The organism is Endozoicomonas sp. (assembly GCF_051008435.1).
Classification (GTDB): Bacteria; Pseudomonadota; Gammaproteobacteria; order Pseudomonadales; family Endozoicomonadaceae; genus Endozoicomonas_A.
Map to the genome: position 1 here is coordinate 1 of NZ_JBPCXO010000351.1, position 19,641 is coordinate 19,641.

General features: G+C 47.1%; 14 protein-coding genes. 10 read left to right on the forward strand and 4 right to left on the reverse strand.

Annotation, left to right across the window (positions count from 1 at the left end; translation table 11 throughout):
* Positions 1–131: 131 nt before the first annotated feature.
* From ACR2PX_RS17670 to ACR2PX_RS17685, 4 genes are all read right to left on the reverse strand, one after another.
* The gene (locus tag ACR2PX_RS17670; protein WP_434000680.1) at positions 132–1,331 is read right to left on the reverse strand and encodes a cytochrome P450; all 1,200 of its coding nucleotides are present in this window, start codon (positions 1,329–1,331) and stop codon (positions 132–134) included.
* 1 nt (position 1,332) lies between these two features.
* Positions 1,333–1,776: a 2,4'-dihydroxyacetophenone dioxygenase family protein gene (locus ACR2PX_RS17675; protein WP_434000681.1), complete on the reverse strand. Its 444-nt coding sequence runs from the start codon at positions 1,774–1,776 to the stop codon at positions 1,333–1,335.
* Positions 1,777–1,977: 201 nt separating this feature from the next.
* Complete coding sequence (locus ACR2PX_RS17680; RefSeq protein ID WP_434000682.1) at positions 1,978–2,397, reverse strand: hypothetical protein; 420 nt, start codon at positions 2,395–2,397, stop codon at positions 1,978–1,980.
* Positions 2,398–2,512: 115 nt separating this feature from the next.
* Positions 2,513–2,725 (reverse strand): hypothetical protein, encoded by a 213-nt coding sequence (locus ACR2PX_RS17685; protein ID WP_434000683.1) that lies wholly within the window; start codon positions 2,723–2,725, stop codon positions 2,513–2,515.
* Positions 2,726–3,543: 818 nt separating this feature from the next.
* On the opposite strand from ACR2PX_RS17685, the gene ACR2PX_RS17690 reads away from it, so the two are divergent.
* From ACR2PX_RS17690 to ACR2PX_RS17735, 10 genes are all read left to right on the forward strand, one after another.
* Complete coding sequence (locus ACR2PX_RS17690; RefSeq protein ID WP_434000684.1) at positions 3,544–5,466, forward strand: PrkA family serine protein kinase; 1,923 nt, start codon at positions 3,544–3,546, stop codon at positions 5,464–5,466.
* Between the two features lie 350 nt (positions 5,467–5,816).
* Positions 5,817–7,094 carry a YeaH/YhbH family protein gene (locus ACR2PX_RS17695; protein ID WP_434000685.1) on the forward strand — a complete coding sequence of 426 codons (1,278 nt, stop codon included), beginning with the start codon at positions 5,817–5,819 and terminating at the stop codon, positions 7,092–7,094.
* Complete coding sequence (locus ACR2PX_RS17700) at positions 7,091–8,626, forward strand: SpoVR family protein (RefSeq protein WP_434000686.1); 1,536 nt, start codon at positions 7,091–7,093, stop codon at positions 8,624–8,626. The genes ACR2PX_RS17695 and ACR2PX_RS17700 overlap by 4 nt, the downstream gene beginning before the upstream one ends.
* 281 nt (positions 8,627–8,907) lie before the next feature.
* Positions 8,908–12,327, forward strand: a complete 3,420-nt coding sequence (hsdR, locus tag ACR2PX_RS17705; protein ID WP_434000687.1) for a type I restriction-modification system endonuclease — start codon at positions 8,908–8,910, stop codon at positions 12,325–12,327.
* Positions 12,327–13,664 carry an ATP-binding protein gene (locus ACR2PX_RS17710; RefSeq protein WP_434000688.1) on the forward strand — a complete coding sequence of 446 codons (1,338 nt, stop codon included), beginning with the start codon at positions 12,327–12,329 and terminating at the stop codon, positions 13,662–13,664. The genes hsdR and ACR2PX_RS17710 overlap by 1 nt, the downstream gene beginning before the upstream one ends.
* A 29-nt stretch (positions 13,665–13,693) precedes the next feature.
* Positions 13,694–15,202 (forward strand): N-6 DNA methylase, encoded by a 1,509-nt coding sequence (locus tag ACR2PX_RS17715; RefSeq protein ID WP_434000689.1) that lies wholly within the window; start codon positions 13,694–13,696, stop codon positions 15,200–15,202.
* Positions 15,199–16,839 (forward strand): restriction endonuclease subunit S, encoded by a 1,641-nt coding sequence (locus ACR2PX_RS17720; RefSeq protein ID WP_434000690.1) that lies wholly within the window; start codon positions 15,199–15,201, stop codon positions 16,837–16,839. The genes ACR2PX_RS17715 and ACR2PX_RS17720 overlap by 4 nt, the downstream gene beginning before the upstream one ends.
* 115 nt (positions 16,840–16,954) lie before the next feature.
* A complete protein-coding gene (locus ACR2PX_RS17725) occupies positions 16,955–17,611 on the forward strand; it encodes an AAA family ATPase (RefSeq protein WP_434000691.1) in 657 nt (218 codons plus the stop codon).
* 78 nt (positions 17,612–17,689) lie between these two features.
* The gene (locus ACR2PX_RS17730; protein ID WP_434000693.1) at positions 17,690–18,541 is read left to right on the forward strand and encodes an AAA family ATPase; all 852 of its coding nucleotides are present in this window, start codon (positions 17,690–17,692) and stop codon (positions 18,539–18,541) included.
* Complete coding sequence (locus ACR2PX_RS17735) at positions 18,541–19,389, forward strand: hypothetical protein (RefSeq protein ID WP_434000692.1); 849 nt, start codon at positions 18,541–18,543, stop codon at positions 19,387–19,389. The genes ACR2PX_RS17730 and ACR2PX_RS17735 overlap by 1 nt, the downstream gene beginning before the upstream one ends.
* Positions 19,390–19,641 lie beyond the last annotated feature (252 nt).

A 19,641-nucleotide genomic window follows, 5' to 3' on the forward strand; every position in this document is an offset into this window, starting at 1 on the left:
TTGAAGAATACTCTCAGAAATCGCTGCAAATGTAGTCTTTAACAGTGAAGGTCCGGTTTATGATCTGGCCTCACGTTTAATGAGGACTGTCATCATTTGATTTTTGTGGGTTTTCGGACAGGCACTAGTTATTATCTTCTCGGTTGAACACAGACAGGCATCTGTTTAAATCCGTGAATATTATTGGAGCGAATATACACAGGCTCCCCTGCCATCTCGATGTCTGAAAAGGTTTTAAAAAATTCTTCAAAGAATATTCGGGTTTCCATCCGCGCGAGATTGGCTCCCAGACAAAGATGGATTCCATGTCCAAAGGCTGTATGAGGATTGGGGTCACGACTGATATCAAAGGTCATTGGATTGTCAAAAACCTCCTCATCAAAATTCGCCGAGCTATACATCATGACCACCTTGTCGCCCTTTTTAATGGCTTGACCACCAATTTCTGTGTCGCAGAGAGCGGTACGTCGAAAATAATGAAGTGGGCAAGTCCAACGCAACATTTCTTCTATAGCCAAAGGCAGTTGATCGGGATTAGCTTCCAGTTGTCTGTACAATTCAGGGCGCCTGATCAGCTCGTACATGCCAGCACTTATCAGGCCACGGGTTGTCTCGTTACCCGCCACTGTAATTTGTACAAACAGCGAGGCAAATTCCATCTCTGAAATCAGTCGTCCCTCAACTTCCTGGTTGATCAACAGGGATATCAGATCATCTCCGCCTTGCCCACGACGCTCACTGGCCAACTGGAAACCATAAGTACCCATTTCTACTGAGGCCTGAGCTACTTCTTCGGGCGTTCCACCCAGATCAGGATCAGTGCCAGACGTTTGTAAGTCCGACCACTTACGAATCTGAGGCCACATTTCCCGAGGTATATCCAGAAGCAAACCAATAACAGCGGTCGGCAGATCCCCAGCCAGATCCTCTACAAAATTCATTTCACCGCCACGACTGGCTTTGCGCATCACTTCCTGGGCAACACTTCGGATCATTGGCTCCAGCGCCATTAATCGTTTTGAGGTTACACGGGCAATAACAGAACGGCGAAGAGGTCCATGGTTGGGGGGATCCATACCCAACAGCTGGTTCTGTGCCATACCTAGCAAATCAGAAGGAAGATCATCAACCAGTACAAAGCCTTCCTGTGCCGAATAGGTCTTAAAATCCCGTGATACTTTGATCACGTCGGAATGTTTGCTTAACACCCAGTAGCCACCGCCATCAGGATGTTCATGCCAGTATACCGGGGCATTTTTTCTCAACCAGGCAAACTGTTCGTGAGGAATGCCAGCAAGGTAATTATCGGGGGAATATACGTCAATATTCATATCACTCCACCAGCACGCTGGGGCGAGGTAAACCCTGCGCTTCACACATTGCGAGGTAAAAATCCAAAGTCATCTGACCATCAACCACCGAAGTGATATTGCCATCTGCGTCCAGATTTATATTGGAGCCATACATTTGAAACCAGACCCGGGTGTTGTCCTCGATGCATTGCAAAGTGTGTTCTGATCCAGCCGGTTCATAGAGGAAAGATCCTGCACGATTGACGTAGTCATACTCTTTGTATTTCCAGGCACCTGAAGTGGTATAGCCATAGACCGGACCGGTATGGCGATGCTTGTCCACTTCATACCCCGCCTTGAAGATATTCTCAATAATCCACAAGCCTTCTCCGGCTTTCACCTGCAATACCTTGAGCAGGCTGCCATCACCAATATCAACGAAGGGGAGATCGTCTTGACCTAGATGTACCGCGTCTCGAATCATGGGGTCACCTTGTGATGAGTTGCTGATAAGCAGCATCGAGCAACTACTGCGCTTTTTTTATTCTTAGAGTTCACTGCGCCAGCTTGGGCGAGCGGTCAGAATAGCATAAAGCAAATGAATTAAAGCTGCAGTTTTATGCACTTTTCAGCACGCAGCTTTGCCGTCTAAAAGATACAGAGAGGGCATCATTGAACTCAGAAACTAGAGTAATCCCATTCCTTCAAGGGTTTGAACTAGATCAAACGGTTTTGTATGAATGTCCATGAATTTTTTTACTCTCTCCTCACCCAAGGCTGACTCTAATTTTGCCTGCTCCTTCATATCAGGCACAGACGATATGATGGAATCAATCATTAAATCGAGCTCTGTTCTGTTACCCGTTTTTGCCGTTCTCTCTATTTCAGGGAGCAAATCATTGATATAGAGAAATTTCTCGCATTCATAAGTGTTTTTCCGGGTAACATACCATAACATCTTTTTCTGCAACTCAGGCTCTTCCTTCAAGAGCCAATGGTCTGTCGGCAACTTCAGAACGTCCTTGTCACAAGGAACTCCAATTGCTTGTGTTTGTGAGGAAGTCAGAAACAGTATCAAACAAAAAAAATGGTTAACGAGTCGCATTCGAAACACACTTCCAGAACTGTTTATTTGTATAGTCATGAGTGTAAAAAGCAGCTTGGGACTGGGCTATTTCCCAGATATCTGTCTTATGCCTGACAGCAATTGAATTCAAGACTTATGCAAACTGTGCCCAGTCATAAACAGCTATATCATATACTGTCTTGGCTTTTGTTCCGGGTGTACCAAACAGCTGAAATAGGGGGACACCACTGACTATATGCATTAATTTTTTGGATAAAAGAACTTTCCTTTCTATCTCCTGAAGTCCTTTTAAAGTATTTTCATCAGGCTCAAAACCATAAATCGAGCAATACTGCTTAAGATCCATTTAGCTATCCGTCCACTTTTTACATCCATGCTCGATTATGCCAACACGATATGGAGTGTCAAAGTATATTTTTTTCTGGTTCCCATACTCCAGCGTAAACCCCTCATACGTTACGCTCCCACTCAGGAGCATGAGAGCGAGGGTTCTGAGTTTCGCGAGTAACTGCTCATTTTTTGTAGGTAAATTTTGAAGTCGACTAGCTACAGCCCAGTAAAACTAGGGGTGCTATTCTCAAAATCGGCACTTTTGCCTACAAAAAATGAGCAGTTACTTTCGCGACACTCTCTCCAGCGAGGGAATCTATATAAATTCTTTATCTTGATGAATGGAACGAACATAAGATACTGAAAGGCAGAATCAGACAGATAGAGATACAGTGGAAGCAACTCCTTAATCAACCAGCACTTACCTGTACGACAAACAATCATCCGTAGACGTATAGTTTTAATTTATATCGTGATGACAAAAGTGTCACAAATCCCAAAGGTTCGACGCACTTTTAGGGTGCAGGAAAAAAAAACGCTATTTTCTGCATTAAACCCTACGACAGCTATTGCAGATTGATTAAAAACTCCACATTATAAAATCTAAAGGGCTGGATTTTTCCTGCCATTCTGTTTGAGTCAACATCCAAGTTTCAGTTGAGCTTTCCATGATGTCAGCCAATGGACGGCTGCCAGCCAAGGTCACTTCCTATACTTACTCTCTATAATTATAAGAGTGGCCAATGTACTGATCTTGCCGATAGTCGTAAATGAGGGGGGGCCGAACCCCGATATGGCTATCGAATCCGAACATCAGACAGGGCAGGGCATAATATGGATATATTTAATCACTATCAGGAGCGATACCAATCCACGCAGCAGGAAGAGCTGACTATCCAGGAATACCTGGATCTCTGTAAAGAAGATCCCGGTGCCTACGCCAACTCAGCAGAAAGAATGCTGATGGCCATCGGCGAACCAAAGATGACAGACACCTCTCGGGATTCTCGCCTCAGCCGCATTTTTTCCAATAAACTGATCAAACGCTATCCTGCCTTTGAAGAGTTTTATGGCATGGAAGAAGCCATTGAACAGATTGTGTCTTACTTCAAACACGCCGCGCAGGGTCTGGAAGAAAGAAAACAGATTCTTTATTTACTGGGACCGGTAGGTGGTGGTAAATCTTCCCTGGCCGAACGACTGAAAGCCCTGATGCAAAGACAGCCTTTCTATGCCATTAAAGGCTCACCGGTTTTTGAATCCCCACTGAATCTGTTTAATGCTGATGAAGATGGCGACATTCTGACCCAGGAATACAAAATTCCAAATCGTTATCTTGGTGGCATCATGTCACCTTGGGCAGTCAAACGTCTGAACGAGTTTGGCGGCGACATTACCAAATTCAGGATTGTGAAACTCTACCCCAGTATTCTGAACCAGGTAGCCATAGCCAAAACCGAACCCGGTGATGAAAACAACCAGGACATTTCCAGCCTGGTAGGCAAAGTGGATATTCGTCAGCTGGAAGAATACTCCCAGGATGATCCGGATGCCTACAGCTTTTCTGGAGCACTCTGTAACGCAAACCAGGGTTTGATGGAATTTGTCGAAATGTTCAAGGCTCCCATCAAAGTCCTGCACCCGTTGCTGACTGCCACCCAGGAAGGTAACTACAACAGCACAGAAGGGATGGGTGCCATTCCATTCAATGGTGTCATTCTTGCTCACTCAAACGAATCCGAATGGCAAACCTTCAAGAACAATAAAACCAATGAAGCCTTTATTGACCGAGTCAATATCGTCAAGGTTCCCTACTGCACCCGAGTCAAAGAAGAAATTCTGATTTATGAGAAGCTGTTGTCCAGCAGTTCATTGAGAGATGCTCCCTGCGCCCCTGATACTCTCAAAATGCTGGCCCAGTTCTCTGTACTCTCCAGAGTTAAGGAGCCGGAAAACTCCAATGTCTATTCCAAGATGCGGGTGTACGACGGTGAAAACCTGAAAGATACTGACCCCAACGCCAAACCTTTGCAGGAATACAAAGACGCAGCCGGTGTCGACGAAGGCATGGAAGGGCTTTCAACCCGTTTTGCTTTCAAGATTCTTTCCAAGGTCTTTAACTTTGATACCACCGAAGTCGCTGCCAACCCGGTTCATATGCTGTATGTACTGGAACAGCAAATAGAGCAGCAACAGTTCCCGAAAGAAATACATGAACGTTATCTGCGTTATGTGAAGGAATTCCTGGCACCAAAATACATTGAATTCCTGGGCAAAGAGATTCAAACCGCCTACCTCGAATCGTACTCAGAGTATGGTCAGAATATCTTTGACCGGTACATCACATACGCTGATTTCTGGATTCAGGATCAAGAATACCGCGACCCTGAAACCGGAGACATTCTTGACCGGGGAGCCATTAACGAAGAGCTGGAAAAAATCGAGAAGGCCGCCAGTATTGCTAACCCGAAAGACTTCCGGAATGAAGTGGTTAACTTTGTACTCAGGGCACGGGCCAACAACCAGGGGAAAAACCCAAGCTGGTCGAGCTACGAAAAAATGCGCTCAGTCATTGAGAAGAAGATGTTCTCCAATACGGAAGACCTGCTGCCGGTCATTTCATTTAATGCCAAGAGCAGCAACGAAGATCAGCGCAAACATAACGAGTTTGTAAAGCGTATGGTTGAGAGAGGCTATACCGAGAAGCAGGTAAGATTACTGGCTGAATGGTATATCAGAGTCAGAAAGTCACAGTAACAGAAAAGGCCTGCGACCCTGTCGCAGGCCTCACTTTATGGAATTATTCTTTGATCACATACATACCCACCCTGTGCATGTGATCAAAAAATGATTTCGAGGCTGGGCTCTTTATTGGCTATAGGCATATGAGTGACTGACAATTGTCAGAAAATTATTCTCGGCAAAACAGCCTTGAGCCAATAAAAAATAAGAAAAAAACGGTGGAAGGATGTCACCACATTCCGATAACTAAAACAGCCATGAGCGAAAAATGGGATTGGAATGACAAGGTTTTGAACAGGCGGTTCAAAACTGGCGACATGGAAATCATGGAATGTTCTGTGTCAGAACAGACAGGGAGCGTGTTAATGAGCATCATTATTGATCGACGTCTGAACGGAAAAAACAAGAGTACTGTCAATCGACAGCGCTTCATGGACCGATACCGAAAACACATCAAGAAAGCTGTTTCTGAAGCGGTTAACAAGCGCTCCATTACTGATGTGGAATCAGGCAGCCAGGTCACCATTCCAACCAAAGACCTTTCTGAACCACACTTTCAGCATGGACAGGGAGGCAGCTACAAGCAGGTTCACCCTGGTAATAAAGAGTTTGTTTCTGGTGACAGAATCAAACGACCATCCGGTGGTTCTGGCCAAGGCTCAGGCCGGGGCAAAGCCGGAAACTCCGGCGAAGGGATGGATGAATTCAGTTTCCAGATCAATCATGAAGAATTTCTCAATCACATGTTTGATGATCTGGAGCTGCCTAACCTTGTTCACAAGCAGCTTCAGGATGCCACCGAATTTAAAATGAGGCACGCCGGGTACACCAGTGAGGGTTCACCCGATCGACTGAATATTGTCCGTTCTTTAAAGTCGGCTCACGCTCGACGCATTGCACTGGGTGGCGGAGCCAGAAAAGAAGTAAGAGCACTGAGGCGTCAGCTCAGAGAGCTGGAAGTCAGCCCTGAGGCCAATGACACCTTACTGATAGAAGAACTGCGTGATCGAATTAAAGAGCTCAATGCCAAGCTGAAGAAATTACCCTTTATTGATGACTTTGATCTCAAGTACAACAACCTGATCAAAGTACCCAGCCCCAGCAACAAGGCCGTTATGTTTTGTGTCATGGATGTCTCAGGCTCCATGACTCAGGAAATTAAAGACATGGCCAAACGCTTTTTCATTTTGCTTTATCTGTTTTTGCAACGAAATTACAAACAGATTGAAGTGGTCTTTATACGCCACCACACAGCGGCGAAAGAAGTCGATGAGGATGACTTCTTCTACTCCCGGGAAACCGGCGGAACCATTGTTTCCAGTGCTCTGGAAATGACCCGCGACATTATTAATGAACGTTACAACCCTGTGGACTGGAATATCTATGTCGCTCAAGCCTCTGATGGCGATAACTGGGAAGGTGACTCCAGTGTTTGCTCCAAGATTCTCACCGAACAGATCATGTCCAAGGTTCAATACTTTTCGTACGTCGAAATCACTGACCGGGCCCACCAAAATCTGTGGCGTGAATATGAGAGTGTAACGGAGCAGTTCGCCGACCAGTTTGCCATGCAACAGATTAAAACACCGAATGATATTTATCCGGTGTTCCGCCGCCTGTTTGAGAAAAAGGAAACCGTATGAGCGAGGCATCAGCCATGAGCGAGAAGAAGCCCCTATCTACCGATTCCGAATGGACTTTTGAACTCATTCAGGAGTATGACAGTGAACTGGCTCGTCTGGCTGATAAATTCAGGCTGGATACTTACCCCAACCAGATAGAAGTCATCAGTGCTGAACAAATGATGGATGCTTATTCATCCACCGGCATGCCATTGATGTACAGTCACTGGAGTTTCGGAAAACAGTTTCTACATACTCAGCAGAACTACCAGCGGGGTCGTATGGGACTCGCTTATGAAATTGTCATCAATTCCAACCCTTGCATTGCGTATCTCATGGAAGAAAACACCATGACGATGCAGGCGCTGGTGCTGGCCCATGCCAGTTATGGCCACAATTCCTTTTTCAAAGGTAACTATCTTTTCCAAACCTGGACCGACGCCGAGTCCATTATTGACTACCTGATGTTTGCCAAACGCTACGTCTCCGAGTGCGAAGAAAAGTATGGTGTTGAAGCCGTTGAAGATGTTCTGGACGCAGCACATGCTCTGATGAACCAGGGAGTCAATCGCTATAAACGACCCAGACCTCTCTCGGCAGAGCAGGAAAAAGAGCGACAACAGGAACGAGCTGAATATATCCAGAGAACGTTGAATGATATCTGGACCACCATTCCAAAAGTGGAAGAGAAAGAAGAAAAGAAAATTCAACGTTTCCCCCAAGACCCTGAAGAGAACATCCTTTATTTTCTGGAAAAGAATTCCCCACTTCTGGAAATCTGGCAGCGTGAGTTACTTCGCATCGTCCGGAAAGTCTCTCAGTACTACTATCCCCAGCGCCAGACCCAGGTCATGAACGAGGGCTGGGCCTGTTTCTGGCATTATCATCTTCTCCATGAACTTTACCAGGAAGGTAAAGTCACTGATGGCTTCATGCTGGAATTCCTGCACTCTCACTCAACTGTGGTGTATCAGCCAGCTTTTGACAGCCCTCACTACAGTGGCATCAACCCCTATACACTGGGCTTCAGTATGTTCCAGGATATTCGAAGGATCTGCGAAGAACCCACCGATGAAGACAAACACTGGTTCCCTGACTTTGCGGGCAGCGACTGGCTTGAAACCGTGCACTTTGCCATGCAGAACTTTAAGGATGAAAGCTTCATTCTTCAGTTCCTGTCTCCCAAAGTGATGAGAGACCTCAGACTCTTTTCCATTATGGATGATGAAAGTAAATCCTATCTCGAAGTGGATGCCATTCATAACGACATAGGCTATAAGGAAGTCAGAGAGGCATTGGCTGCTCAATACAATCTTGGCAACCGGGAGCCGAATATCCAGGTTTATGACGTCGATGTCCGTGGAGACCGAACACTGACTCTCAGACACTACCAGCATCAAGGACGTCCGCTGGATAAAAACACCGAAGAACTTCTGAAGCATGTGCATCGACTCTGGCAGTTTGATGTCAAAATGGAATCAGTCACTGCTGACGACAAAGTGAGCCAGAGCTACCATTGCCCGGATAAAAAGGATTCCGGAAAATCTCATTAGCCATCTCCCTACTCGTTGAGATCACTTGCCCCTTTGCACTCGCAGCAGGGGGCTAGGAGCCTGTCGGACTTATGCTTTTGAGCAGAAGTCCGACAGGCTCCCAGTGATTCATTTGCAATGCCTATCAAGCTAACCCTAACTTTTGCTCTGCTATTAGATCTACTTCTACTAAAAAACAATACAGTCAAAACCATCCATTAACAGCAGTAATAGCAGGTGCTATATTATTGTCGTACTTCAATGTGCTATTCATAAAGGCAATAAAACAAGGGATGTTATAGATGTCTACCAGCAATTTTGACTTCCTTAAACATCACGACGAACTACTGGTTCGCCTTGCACAGACGGCTGAAGCCTGTTTTGTTCCTGATCCGAATACCACTTTAATCAAGATGAGGCAGTTAGGGGAAGAGCTGGCTCAAACCATAGCCTCTCGTGTGGGTATTGAGTCAGGGAAAGAGATAAAACAAATTGAATTACTAAAAGAGCTTGATAACACCCTCAAGCTTGACCGACAGATCAAAGATGCCTTTCACAGTCTCAGAAAACTGGGGAACTCCGCTGCTCACGACATCACATCCTCCACTCATCGTGACGCACTGAAATCCTTACAAGTGGGATATGCTCTCAGTGCCTGGTTCCACAGTACCTTTGGTGGTGATAAAGCTGAAGGTTTCAAGCTCACTCCCTTTGTTAAGCCGTCAGACCCTTCAGAAAAAGTTCGTCAGCTTGAAGAAGCCCTGCTTGAACTTAAAAAACAAAATAAAACAGCGGAAGATCGTCTGACTCATCTTGAAACCCAGCAACAGTTAGAAGCAAAAAAGGCAAAAGCAGAAAAACAACGCGCGCAAGAGATGGCTTGCGAAAGCAAAGTCTGGGAAGAACTGGCCACTGAGCATGAAGAAACTCTGGCAGAATACCGGGCTAAAATGGACGCTGCGAATGTTATCTATTTCGAGACATTCCAGAAGCAAGCTCCACAGCAGCAAGCAGAGCAAATTCAACGAATAGAGAAGTCAGCACTGCGGCTCTCTGAAGCAGAAACCCGGGTATTAGTTGATGAGCAGCTGATTGAAGCAGGCTGGGTAGCAGACAGCACCAATCTCAAATATTCAAAAGGTGCCCGTCCTGTCGCTAATGAAAATCGTGCTATCGCGGAGTGGCCTACCGAATCAGGTCCAGCAGACTACGTGCTCTTCATAGGGCTTACGGCCATTGCCGTTATTGAGGCCAAAAAAGAAGCCGCCCACGTATACAGCAGTATTGATCAGGCGAAACGTTACGCCAAGGGTCTGAAAGAGCAAAATGCCTTTACCATTGACAATACATATGGCGAATTCAGAGTTCCCCTTACCTTTGCCACCAACGGTCGTCCCTATTTAAAACAGCTGGAAAGGGAAAGCGGCATCTGGTTTCTGGATGTAAGGGACAACAGCAACCGTAGAAAAGCTCTTAAAGGCTGGTATACCCCTCAGGAAATCAAAAGCTACCTCAGGCAAACGCCCCAACAGGCTGAGGCTGAACTGGATCTCATGGGATTTGATTACAACCTGAAATTACGTGATTATCAGGTTAATGCCATCAGAGCAGTCGAGAGCAGCATAAAGCAGGGAAAAGAATCCGCACTGATAGCTATGGCTACCGGTACAGGTAAAACCAAAACGGCTATAGCCATGGTGTACCGACTGCTAAAAGCTGAACGCTTCCGACGAATCCTTTTTCTGGTGGATCGCTCTGCGTTAGGTGTTCAGGCTACCGATGACTTTGGAGAGGTTCGCCTTGAAAACCTCAATACATTTGCAGATACCTTTGACGTCATGGGTATGGAGCAAAATAAGCCCGTGAAACCCAGCCCTGATGACGATACCAAAGTGCATGTTGCTACGGTTCAAGGGCTGGTAAAACGCATTCTTTACCCCGGCGACAATGACAATAAACCTGGAGTTGGCCAGTATGACTGCATTGTGGTGGATGAATGCCACCGGGGTTATCTGCTCGACCGTGAATTAAGCGACACTGAAATACTGTTCAGGGACCAGAAGGATTACCAGTCAAAGTATCGGAGTGTCATCGAGTACTTTGATGCCTTCAGAATTGGTCTTACTGCCACTCCTGCGCTTCATACCACCGATATTTTTGGTCCTCCAGTCTTTACCTACAGTTACACCGAAGCGGTTCTGGATGGTTACCTGAACGACCACCTGCCACCGGTTCGCATCCATACCGAGCTGGCTGAAAAAGGCATTCAGTATGCAGTCAACGAAGCAGTAAAAGTTTACGATGTTGAGAGCAACAAAATAGAGACTTACAAAACCCCGGACGAGTTAAACTTCGACGTCTCTGATTTTAATCGTAAAGTAGTCGCCCTGGAATTCACCAAAGTGGTCACAAAATGGCTGATTGAAAGTGACGCCATTAATCCATACTCACCTGCAAAGACGCTGGTTTTCTGCGTAACCGACAAACACGCTGACGACGTTGTGGAAGCCATGAAAGATGCCATTGAGCATTACCATGGTGAGGTGGAAGATGACGCTGTACAAAAAATAACCGGGGCCAGCGACAAACCTCTGGAAAAGATTCGTTGCTATAAGAATGACCGTTTGCCCAACATTGCGGTCACTGTCGACCTGCTCACTACCGGTGTTGATGTACCCAAAATCTGTAACCTGGTTTTTCTTCGACGTGTCAACAGCCGAATCTTGTTTGAACAGATGCTGGGCCGGGCAACCCGACTCTGCACTGAAATAGGTAAAGGTCCCTTTCACATCTATGACGCTGTAGATATCTATAAACAACTGGAAAAAGTCAGCACGATGAAGCCTGTAGTCACTCGGGTGGACATCAGCTTTAAAGACCTTGAAGCAGAAATGGCCCAGGTCACAGCTCCCGACTTGCAGAGTCTGGCCAAAAACCAGTTTATTGCCAAACTACAGGTAAAAAAGAATTTCCTCACTGATGAGCAAACCGACAAATTTACAACCATAGCGGGACAACCTCCCGGCGACTTTATTAAAGAACTCAAAGCCATGAGCCTGGAATCAGTAGCCGAATGGTTTACCCATCACCCTGGTTTGGGTGAACTGCTTGACCAGAAAGCCGAAAGCGGCCAGTCAGGTGGCGGCATCAAAACACCCCTGGTTATTCATGAAGGTGAAGACGCTTTTACTCATACCACCACGGGTTACGGAGAAGGGCAAAAGCCTGAAGATTATCTCAGTGCCTTTAAAGACTTTGTTAATGCCAATAGCAACCGCCTGCTGGCCATTCAGACCGTGATCAACAAACCCTGGAGCCTGAGCCGAAAAAGCCTTAAGGAACTGGCTGTAGAGCTGGAAAACAACCATTTCAGAGAAAAAGATCTGCAGATCGCCTGGCGAGAAGTGAAACAGGAAGAAATTGCCGCTCGAATCATTGGCTTTATTCGCCAGGCCGCTCTGGGCGAGGCCCTTATACCCTGGGAAGAACGCGTTGACAAAGCCCTGGAAAAAATCTTGAATAGCCAGCCTTGGAAAACCCCTCAGCGTGACTGGCTAAAGTTAATCGCAGAACAGATGAAAGCCACTACTATTGTCGATGAGACTTCACTGAATCAGGGTATTTTCAAACATCAGGGCGGCATCAAACGCGCCAACAAACTGTTTGAACGCCCCGTCACCGACGTACTCGAAGAATTCAACCGTCAACTTTGGTACCACTGATGGCCCACCGCAACAATCAAGAAACTCAGCGGATCGAGTGGAAGCAAAGCTGGCACGACAAGCATCTGGAGTGGATTTGCGGCTTTGCCAATGCCAACGGCGGCACACTGATTATTGGTAAGGCGGATAATGGCGACCCTATGGGCGTTGAGAACCACCAGAAACTGCTGGAAGACATTCCTAATAAAATACGACAGCAGCTAGGTCTGGTATGCAGTGTTAACCTGATACAGGAAGAAGGCAAATACCTCATTGAGATTGTCACACCGACCTATTCCGTTCCTGTCTCTTACCGTGGGCACTATTACTCCCGCAGCGGCAGCACCAAAACCGAGCTGACGGGTCAGGCGTTAAATGAATTCTTACTGAAAAGAACGGGGCAGACCTGGGACGACATCATCGAACCTGATGCCACACTGGATGATATTGACCCCAATGCCGTAGAGCATTTCAAGAAGGATGCCAAACTGGCCGGACGCCTGCCAACACTGGATAACCTTTCCGTTGAGGCGTTACTCGAAAAACTGAGACTTTCCCGCAACAGTCAACTCAAACGGGCAGCACTTGTTTTATTCGGTAAAGACCCCGGCCGCTTTTATCGCAACCTGTTTGTAAAAATCGGTCGCTTTGGGTCTGATGTGGTTGATATGCGCTACCAGGAAGAGTCCGAAGGCAATCTGATCTTTCTGCTGAAAGACGTCATGGAACTGCTGGAACGAAAATTTCTGGTTAAGCCCGTCAGTTTCAAGGGTATTCAGCGTATAGAAACCCTGGAGTATCCCACAGACGCTTTGCGGGAATTGCTACTCAACGCTCTGGTACACAGAAACTATACAGGCGCCATGACTCAGATACGTGTCCATGATGATCGCCTGAGCATCTGGAACAGCGGCACGTTACCGGATGAGCTGGCTATTGAAGACCTGACCCGGGTTCATGCCTCTTTTCCCCGCAATCCTTTGATTGCCGAGGTCTGCTACAAAGCAGGCTATATCGATAACTGGGGACGCGGTATTGATAAGGTGGTACAGGCCTGCAAGGCTCACCACCTCAGTCAGCCGGTCTTTGAACAGTTAACCGGCGGCCTCTTCGCCACCCTGAGCAAACAGCCCGAGACTACCGGAAAAACTACCGGAAAAACTACCGGAAAAAACCGGGAAACTATTTTAGACTTAATCGCCAAAACCCCCACCATCACCATTCCCGAGCTGGCCGAAAGCCTGTCTCTGACAGAAGACGGTATCCGCTACCACCTGAAAAAACTTCAGAAAGCCGGGCGAATTGTTCGCCAGGGTGGTAAAAAAGGCGGCCACTGGCAGATTGAATCCAACGACTAACCCTATAGAGCATCCCATAGAGAACCCTGATGAGCACTCAAGACCTGGTCGCCAAACTCTGGAACCTTTGTAACCTGCTGCGGGACGACGGTGTTACCTATCACGAATACATTAACGAACTGACCTTTTTGGTTTTTTTGAAAATGGTGGACGAAACCGAGCAGGACGGACTGATACCCGAAGGCTATCGCTGGAAAGATCTGGAAGCTTGCAACAGTGCTACCCGTCTGGAAGAGTACAAACAGCTGCTCCTGCATCTGGGCAGCCATGGCTCGCTGATCACCCAGACCATCTACAACAACGCCAATACCGTGATCCGCAAACCGGCCACCCTGAACAAGCTGGTTACCCAGATCGACAAGCTGGACTGGTACAGCGCCAAAACCGAAGGCCTCGGCGATATGTACGAAGGCTTGCTGGAAATCAACGCCACCGAAAAAAAGTCCGGTGCCGGCCAATACTTTACGCCCCGGGTATTAATCAACGCCATGGTTGCGTTAATGAAGCCAACCCTGAACGATGTCATTGTGGACCCAACCGCAGGCACTGGCGGTTTCTTGATCAGCGCTCATCACTACGTTAAGGAACACAATAAAATCGAGGCGCTTGACGAAATTGCCTACAGTAAATACCAGCACAAAACCTTTTACGGTATGGAGCTGGTGCCAGACACCCGCCGTCTGGCTATGATGAACCTGATGCTCCACGACCTGGCGATAGACGATAAGAATGCCGGTATTTTATACGGCGACACCCTGAGTAACGAAGGCAAACAGCTTCCGGGAGCCTCTCTGATTCTGGCCAACCCTCCCTTTGGCACCAAGCAGGGGGGCGGAATCCCCACCCGTGATGACCTTGTACACTACACCAGCAACAAACAGCTGGCCTTTCTGCATCTTATGTACCATGTCATGCTCAAACCCGGTGGCCGGGCTGCGGTGGTACTGCCCGACAATGTTCTGTTCGAAGGGGCTACGGGTAAAAGTATCCGTCAGGCTCTGATGGACAAATGCAACCTGCACACCATCCTGCGGCTGCCCACCGGTATTTTTTACGCCGCCGGGGTGAAAACCAATGTGCTGTTTTTCAGCAAGCCGGAAGACCCGAACCAGGATAAAGGCAATACACAAAATGTCTGGGTATACGACCTGCGCGCCAATATGCCCCAGTTTGGCAAGCGTACCCGATTTACCGACCAGCACCTGGCGGAATTCTATGAAGCCGTAGGCCATGACCTGACCCAGGTCGATGAAGCAGCACGCAAGCGTTTTATCAAAAAACACGCCGAAGGCAGTGAGATTGGGGATATAAACACCTGCCGTTTACGCTGTTTCACCCGGGAAGAGATTCAACAGAAAGACGACAGCCTTGACCTGGCCTGGATTCGGGACGACAGCCTGGAAGACAGCGCCAACCTGCCCGAGCCCGATGTACTGATTAATGAAGCTCTGGAAGAGATGGCTGGAGCTATGCAGGAACTGCAGGCCATACTGGTTGAGCTGGGGTCTGTGGAAGAAGGTGAAGAGGTGGTTCTGTGAGTAGTGAGTTGCCGGACGGGTGGGTTCGAGAATCTCTCCATTCCATCGTATCTATAAATGAGAAATTCAAGAATTTAGGGGATGATCTAGAATGCGGTTTTGTACCTATGAGTATGATCCCTACCAAGCTCCTCTCAGAATTCCAGTTTGAGAAAAAAACTTGGGCAAACTGCAAAAAAGGCTACACACATTTTCAAGATGGTGATGTATTGCTTGCCAAGATAACCCCTTGTTTCGAGAATGGGAAAAGTGCTCTTGCAACTGGCCTTCCAAATGGTATTGGAGCCGGTAGCACCGAATACTTCGTATTACGCAGTCAACAATTAGAACCTAGATTCCTTCATGCTTTTGTAAAAACAAAACAATTCAAAGATGATTGTATTGTACGAATGAGTGGCTCGGTTGGCCATAAGCGTGTACCTAAAGATTATCTGATGGAATATCCTGTTCCTCTTCCCCCCCTAAACGAACAAACCCGAATAGCCGACAAGCTCGACAGCCTGCTCTCAAAAGTGGATGCAGCCCAGACGCGTCTGGAAAAAATTCCCACTTTGCTCCAGCGCTTCCGTCAGGCTGTTCTGGCTGCTGCTACTTCGGGGGAGTTGACTAGAGAATGGAGAGATTCTGACGAAACTTATGATGACTTTCTAACATGGGAGTTTTCAAACCTACCGAAGAGTTGGCAGCTGAAACTATTGCCAGAGATATCGGAAGCTCGGCTGGGCAAAATGCTAGACAAGAACAAAAACCAGGGCATAGCCACCTCATACCTCGGAAATATCAACGTACGCTGGAGAGCATTCGACTTAAGTGACTTAAAGAAGATCTTGGTATCTGATAAAGAGCAGAAAGAACTACAAATTAAGGATGGAGACCTGCTTTTATGTGAAGGAGGAGAACCTGGTCGTGGCGCAGTATGGAAAGGAGGGAAAAATAATTTAACATTTCAAAAAGCCCTCCATAGAGTGCGCTTTAGTAAGAATTTCTCGGCTGACTATGCACTTATCTGTGTTGAAAATGACTTTCATCAGAAGAAGCTTTCACAACTTTACACAGGTACAACGATAAAACATTTAACAGGAAAAGCATTAAAGAAATATCCTATTCCTGTACCTCCACTCGAAGAACAAAAAGAAATAGTCCGCCGGGTAGAATCTCTGTTCGCCCTTGCAGACGCTGTTGAAAAACAGTACTTCGACGCCAGGCAGCGCACCGACCGTTTAACCCAGTCATTGCTGGCCAAAGCCTTCAGAGGTGAGCTGGTCCCTCAAGACCCGAACGATGAACCCGCTTCACAATTGCTGAAACGTATTCAGGCTGAACGCGAACAGCAGGCAGCCACAAAGCCCAAACGTAAAGCCAGTACCCGACAATCTCCCAGCAAGGCCAGGACTACCGCCATGAAACTGATGGATGCTCCAGAGAACTACCTGACAGAACTGCTTTTGGCGTTGGGAGGCGAAGCCCATGCCGAAGTGCTCTGGAAAAAGACCGAACTGAGCATCGACGACTTTTACGCCAAACTGAAGCAGGAAATGAAAAACGGCGGTATCATAGACGACAAACGTTCAGACGATGCAGCTCAGAGAAAACTGAAAATCGTTGTAGAAACGGCGGATACCACCCTGAACGACTGAGGCAGTTTATAGTGTTTAATATGGCTCTCAAGAATAGCTCTCAACAATAGCTTTCAAGAATAGCTTTCACAATGACGGAAAATTATTCCCAGTAAACGGTAAGGAGTACCCGGGCATGCGAATCCAGCGCCTCTCTCTAAAGGATTACGGCAATCTTCAGGATTTTGAGTTCAAGCCGGACCAAACACCACAGACAACGGTGGTTCTGGGTCGTAACGGCGCTGGAAAATCCAATTTGATTGAAGCGTTGGTGGAAATATTCCGGGATTTGGAAGCAGGTACCGCCTCTGCCTTTTATTACGAGCTGGATTACCAGATTCGTGGCCATAAACTGCAGATCACAAACAGTCCTTCTGGCCGTCCAAAACAACAGTTTAAAGTGGATGGCAAAAAAATCCCGGCTAAAACGTTTCGTGATGCTCCAGACCTGTATTTGCCTAAATACGTTTTTGCTTATTACTCAGGCTGGAACCGTCGGCTGGAAAGTCTGTTTGATAAACCGACCAAGGAGCGCTACAAAAAGTGGAAGCAGGGCGGCAGTACAGACAATATTCCGCTGCGTCGTTTGTTTTACTGCCGTAAAGATTACAGCCAGCTGGTACTACTGGCGTTTTTCCTGATGGATACCAACCCCAAAATCAAGGCGTTTCTGTTTGATTTTCTGCGCATCAAAGATTTCGAGTCCGCTCTGTTTGTGATGCACAAACCCTTCTGGCGCGGTTCAGGAAAACCCACCCAAAACGATCTGGACAACGGTGACCCACTGTTCTGATATGCCAAGGGAGCTTTTCAAACCTTTACCGACCGGCTTTGGCGGCATGCTATAGCGCCTATTCGAAACGAAGAAACCATTACCAGAGATTTTCGTGACCGCACCGAAGAGCAGGAACGCCTTTATCTCTATATAAAAGATAAAGCCACGCTGCAGGAACTGATGTACCCCGGTGAGGATGAAACGCACTTTTTTGCTCATCTGGAAGGTTTGCACCTGTGTGACCTGATTGATGAGGTCCGGGTAACCGTCAACCATACTCAGGCGGGGCTTATTCGCTTTGACCAGCTCTCGGAGGGTGAGCAACAACTCCTGACCGTGCTCGGCCTGTTGCATTTCACCAAAGGCGAAGAAAGCCTGTTCCTTCTGGACGAACCGGATACACACCTCAATCCGTCCTGGACTTATGAATATCTGAACCTGCTGGAAAGCCAGGTGGTGGATCATTCATCACAGCTTCTGATTGTCACTCATAATCCACTTATGATCGGCGGCCTCAAACGAGAACAGGTGCGTTTACTGAATCGCCATGACAAGGACGGCCAACATTCAGTCACCGCCGATATACCCGGTGAAGATCCGATAGGTATGGGGGTGGACGGCCTTCTGCAATCCGATATGTTTGGGCTTAAATCAGTGCTCCCACCCAGTGTGGTTGCACGTATGACCCAGCGATATAAATTGCTTGGCATACGGAATAAAACAGCGGAAATGGCCGCTGAACTTGAACACCTGACACAAGAGCTGGACCAACTGGGCATTGCCCACAGCTTTCCTCACCCTTACTTCAACCAGTTCTCACAGGCTCTTGCCCGACGATCCATTATGACAAAGAAAGATTTCAGTGCTGATGATATTGCCGAACTGGAGTCACTGACTGATGAGCTGTTACAGGAGATTATCGACGGAACCGACAGGGAGACAGATTGATGAGATATATTCCACTCGGTGAAGTCGACAAGTCGGTATTGGAAGACTGGCAGAAGAAGTCTGACGAGTTATTGAACGACCTGAAAGATGAGGCTGATCCACAAAAGCGGAAAGTAATTATTCATCGCAATAAGGATCACTGGCGTGACCCAATTCTTTTGAGTTTTTTAAAGGCGCTGTCTGGTAGAAAATGCTGGTACACCGAAGCCCGGTTTACGGCAGAATATCCGCACCTGGAGCACTTTCGCCCCAAAAGCTGCGCCAGGAATGAGCATTGGGAAAAATGCCACGAGGGCTATTGGTGGCTGGCATTCGATATTGAAAACTATCGTTTATCCAAACCCATGCCAAACACTCGAAAAGGGACTTATTTTCCCTTGAGGGAGAGGGTAATGGCTGTATGCACTCCTGGCATATCCATCAGCCGCGAGTACCCTCTGCTGCTTGATCCTGCCAACGAGGATGATGCGGCATTGATTGGCTTTAACTCACACGGCGAACCTGAGCCTTGCCGTGAGCCCGCTATAGATCTTGATGAGTGGGATAGAGAACGCATTGCATTTTCTATCAAACGATATGGACTGGATGATCAGGAATTGTGCGATGAGCGTAAAGCACTGTGGGTTTCTATCACGTCCATGTTTGATGAATATGCAGAAAACGCCCTCAAGGCCAAACAGGAACGTTGCATAGAAAGTGCTGGAAAAGCAAAACAAATCAAAAAAGAGTTAAGTAAATACTTAGATCCTGAACAACCATTCACATCACTGATTCGTGACTGTTTTAATTCACATTCTGTAGGCCGATCACTGTATCGACAAGGCTTTGCAATACCATGGGCTGCCTGATGCTGAAGAATCAATTGTTGACTCTAAACAGCGTTGCATTGCGACAGTATGATCCTGAATTCATGAATCACTATTATGCTGTAGCACGGGCTCAGAATATGGGATGACAAAATACTTAACTTCGTACGGGTGTGCTGCCTAATTAATGTACTGGAAAGAGATTATGTACAATGGGAAAACCATACCGGTTCATCTTTAACCAGAACGCTTCCCATTGTCCGGATGAACAAACTAACGCTCTCAGCGTCAACA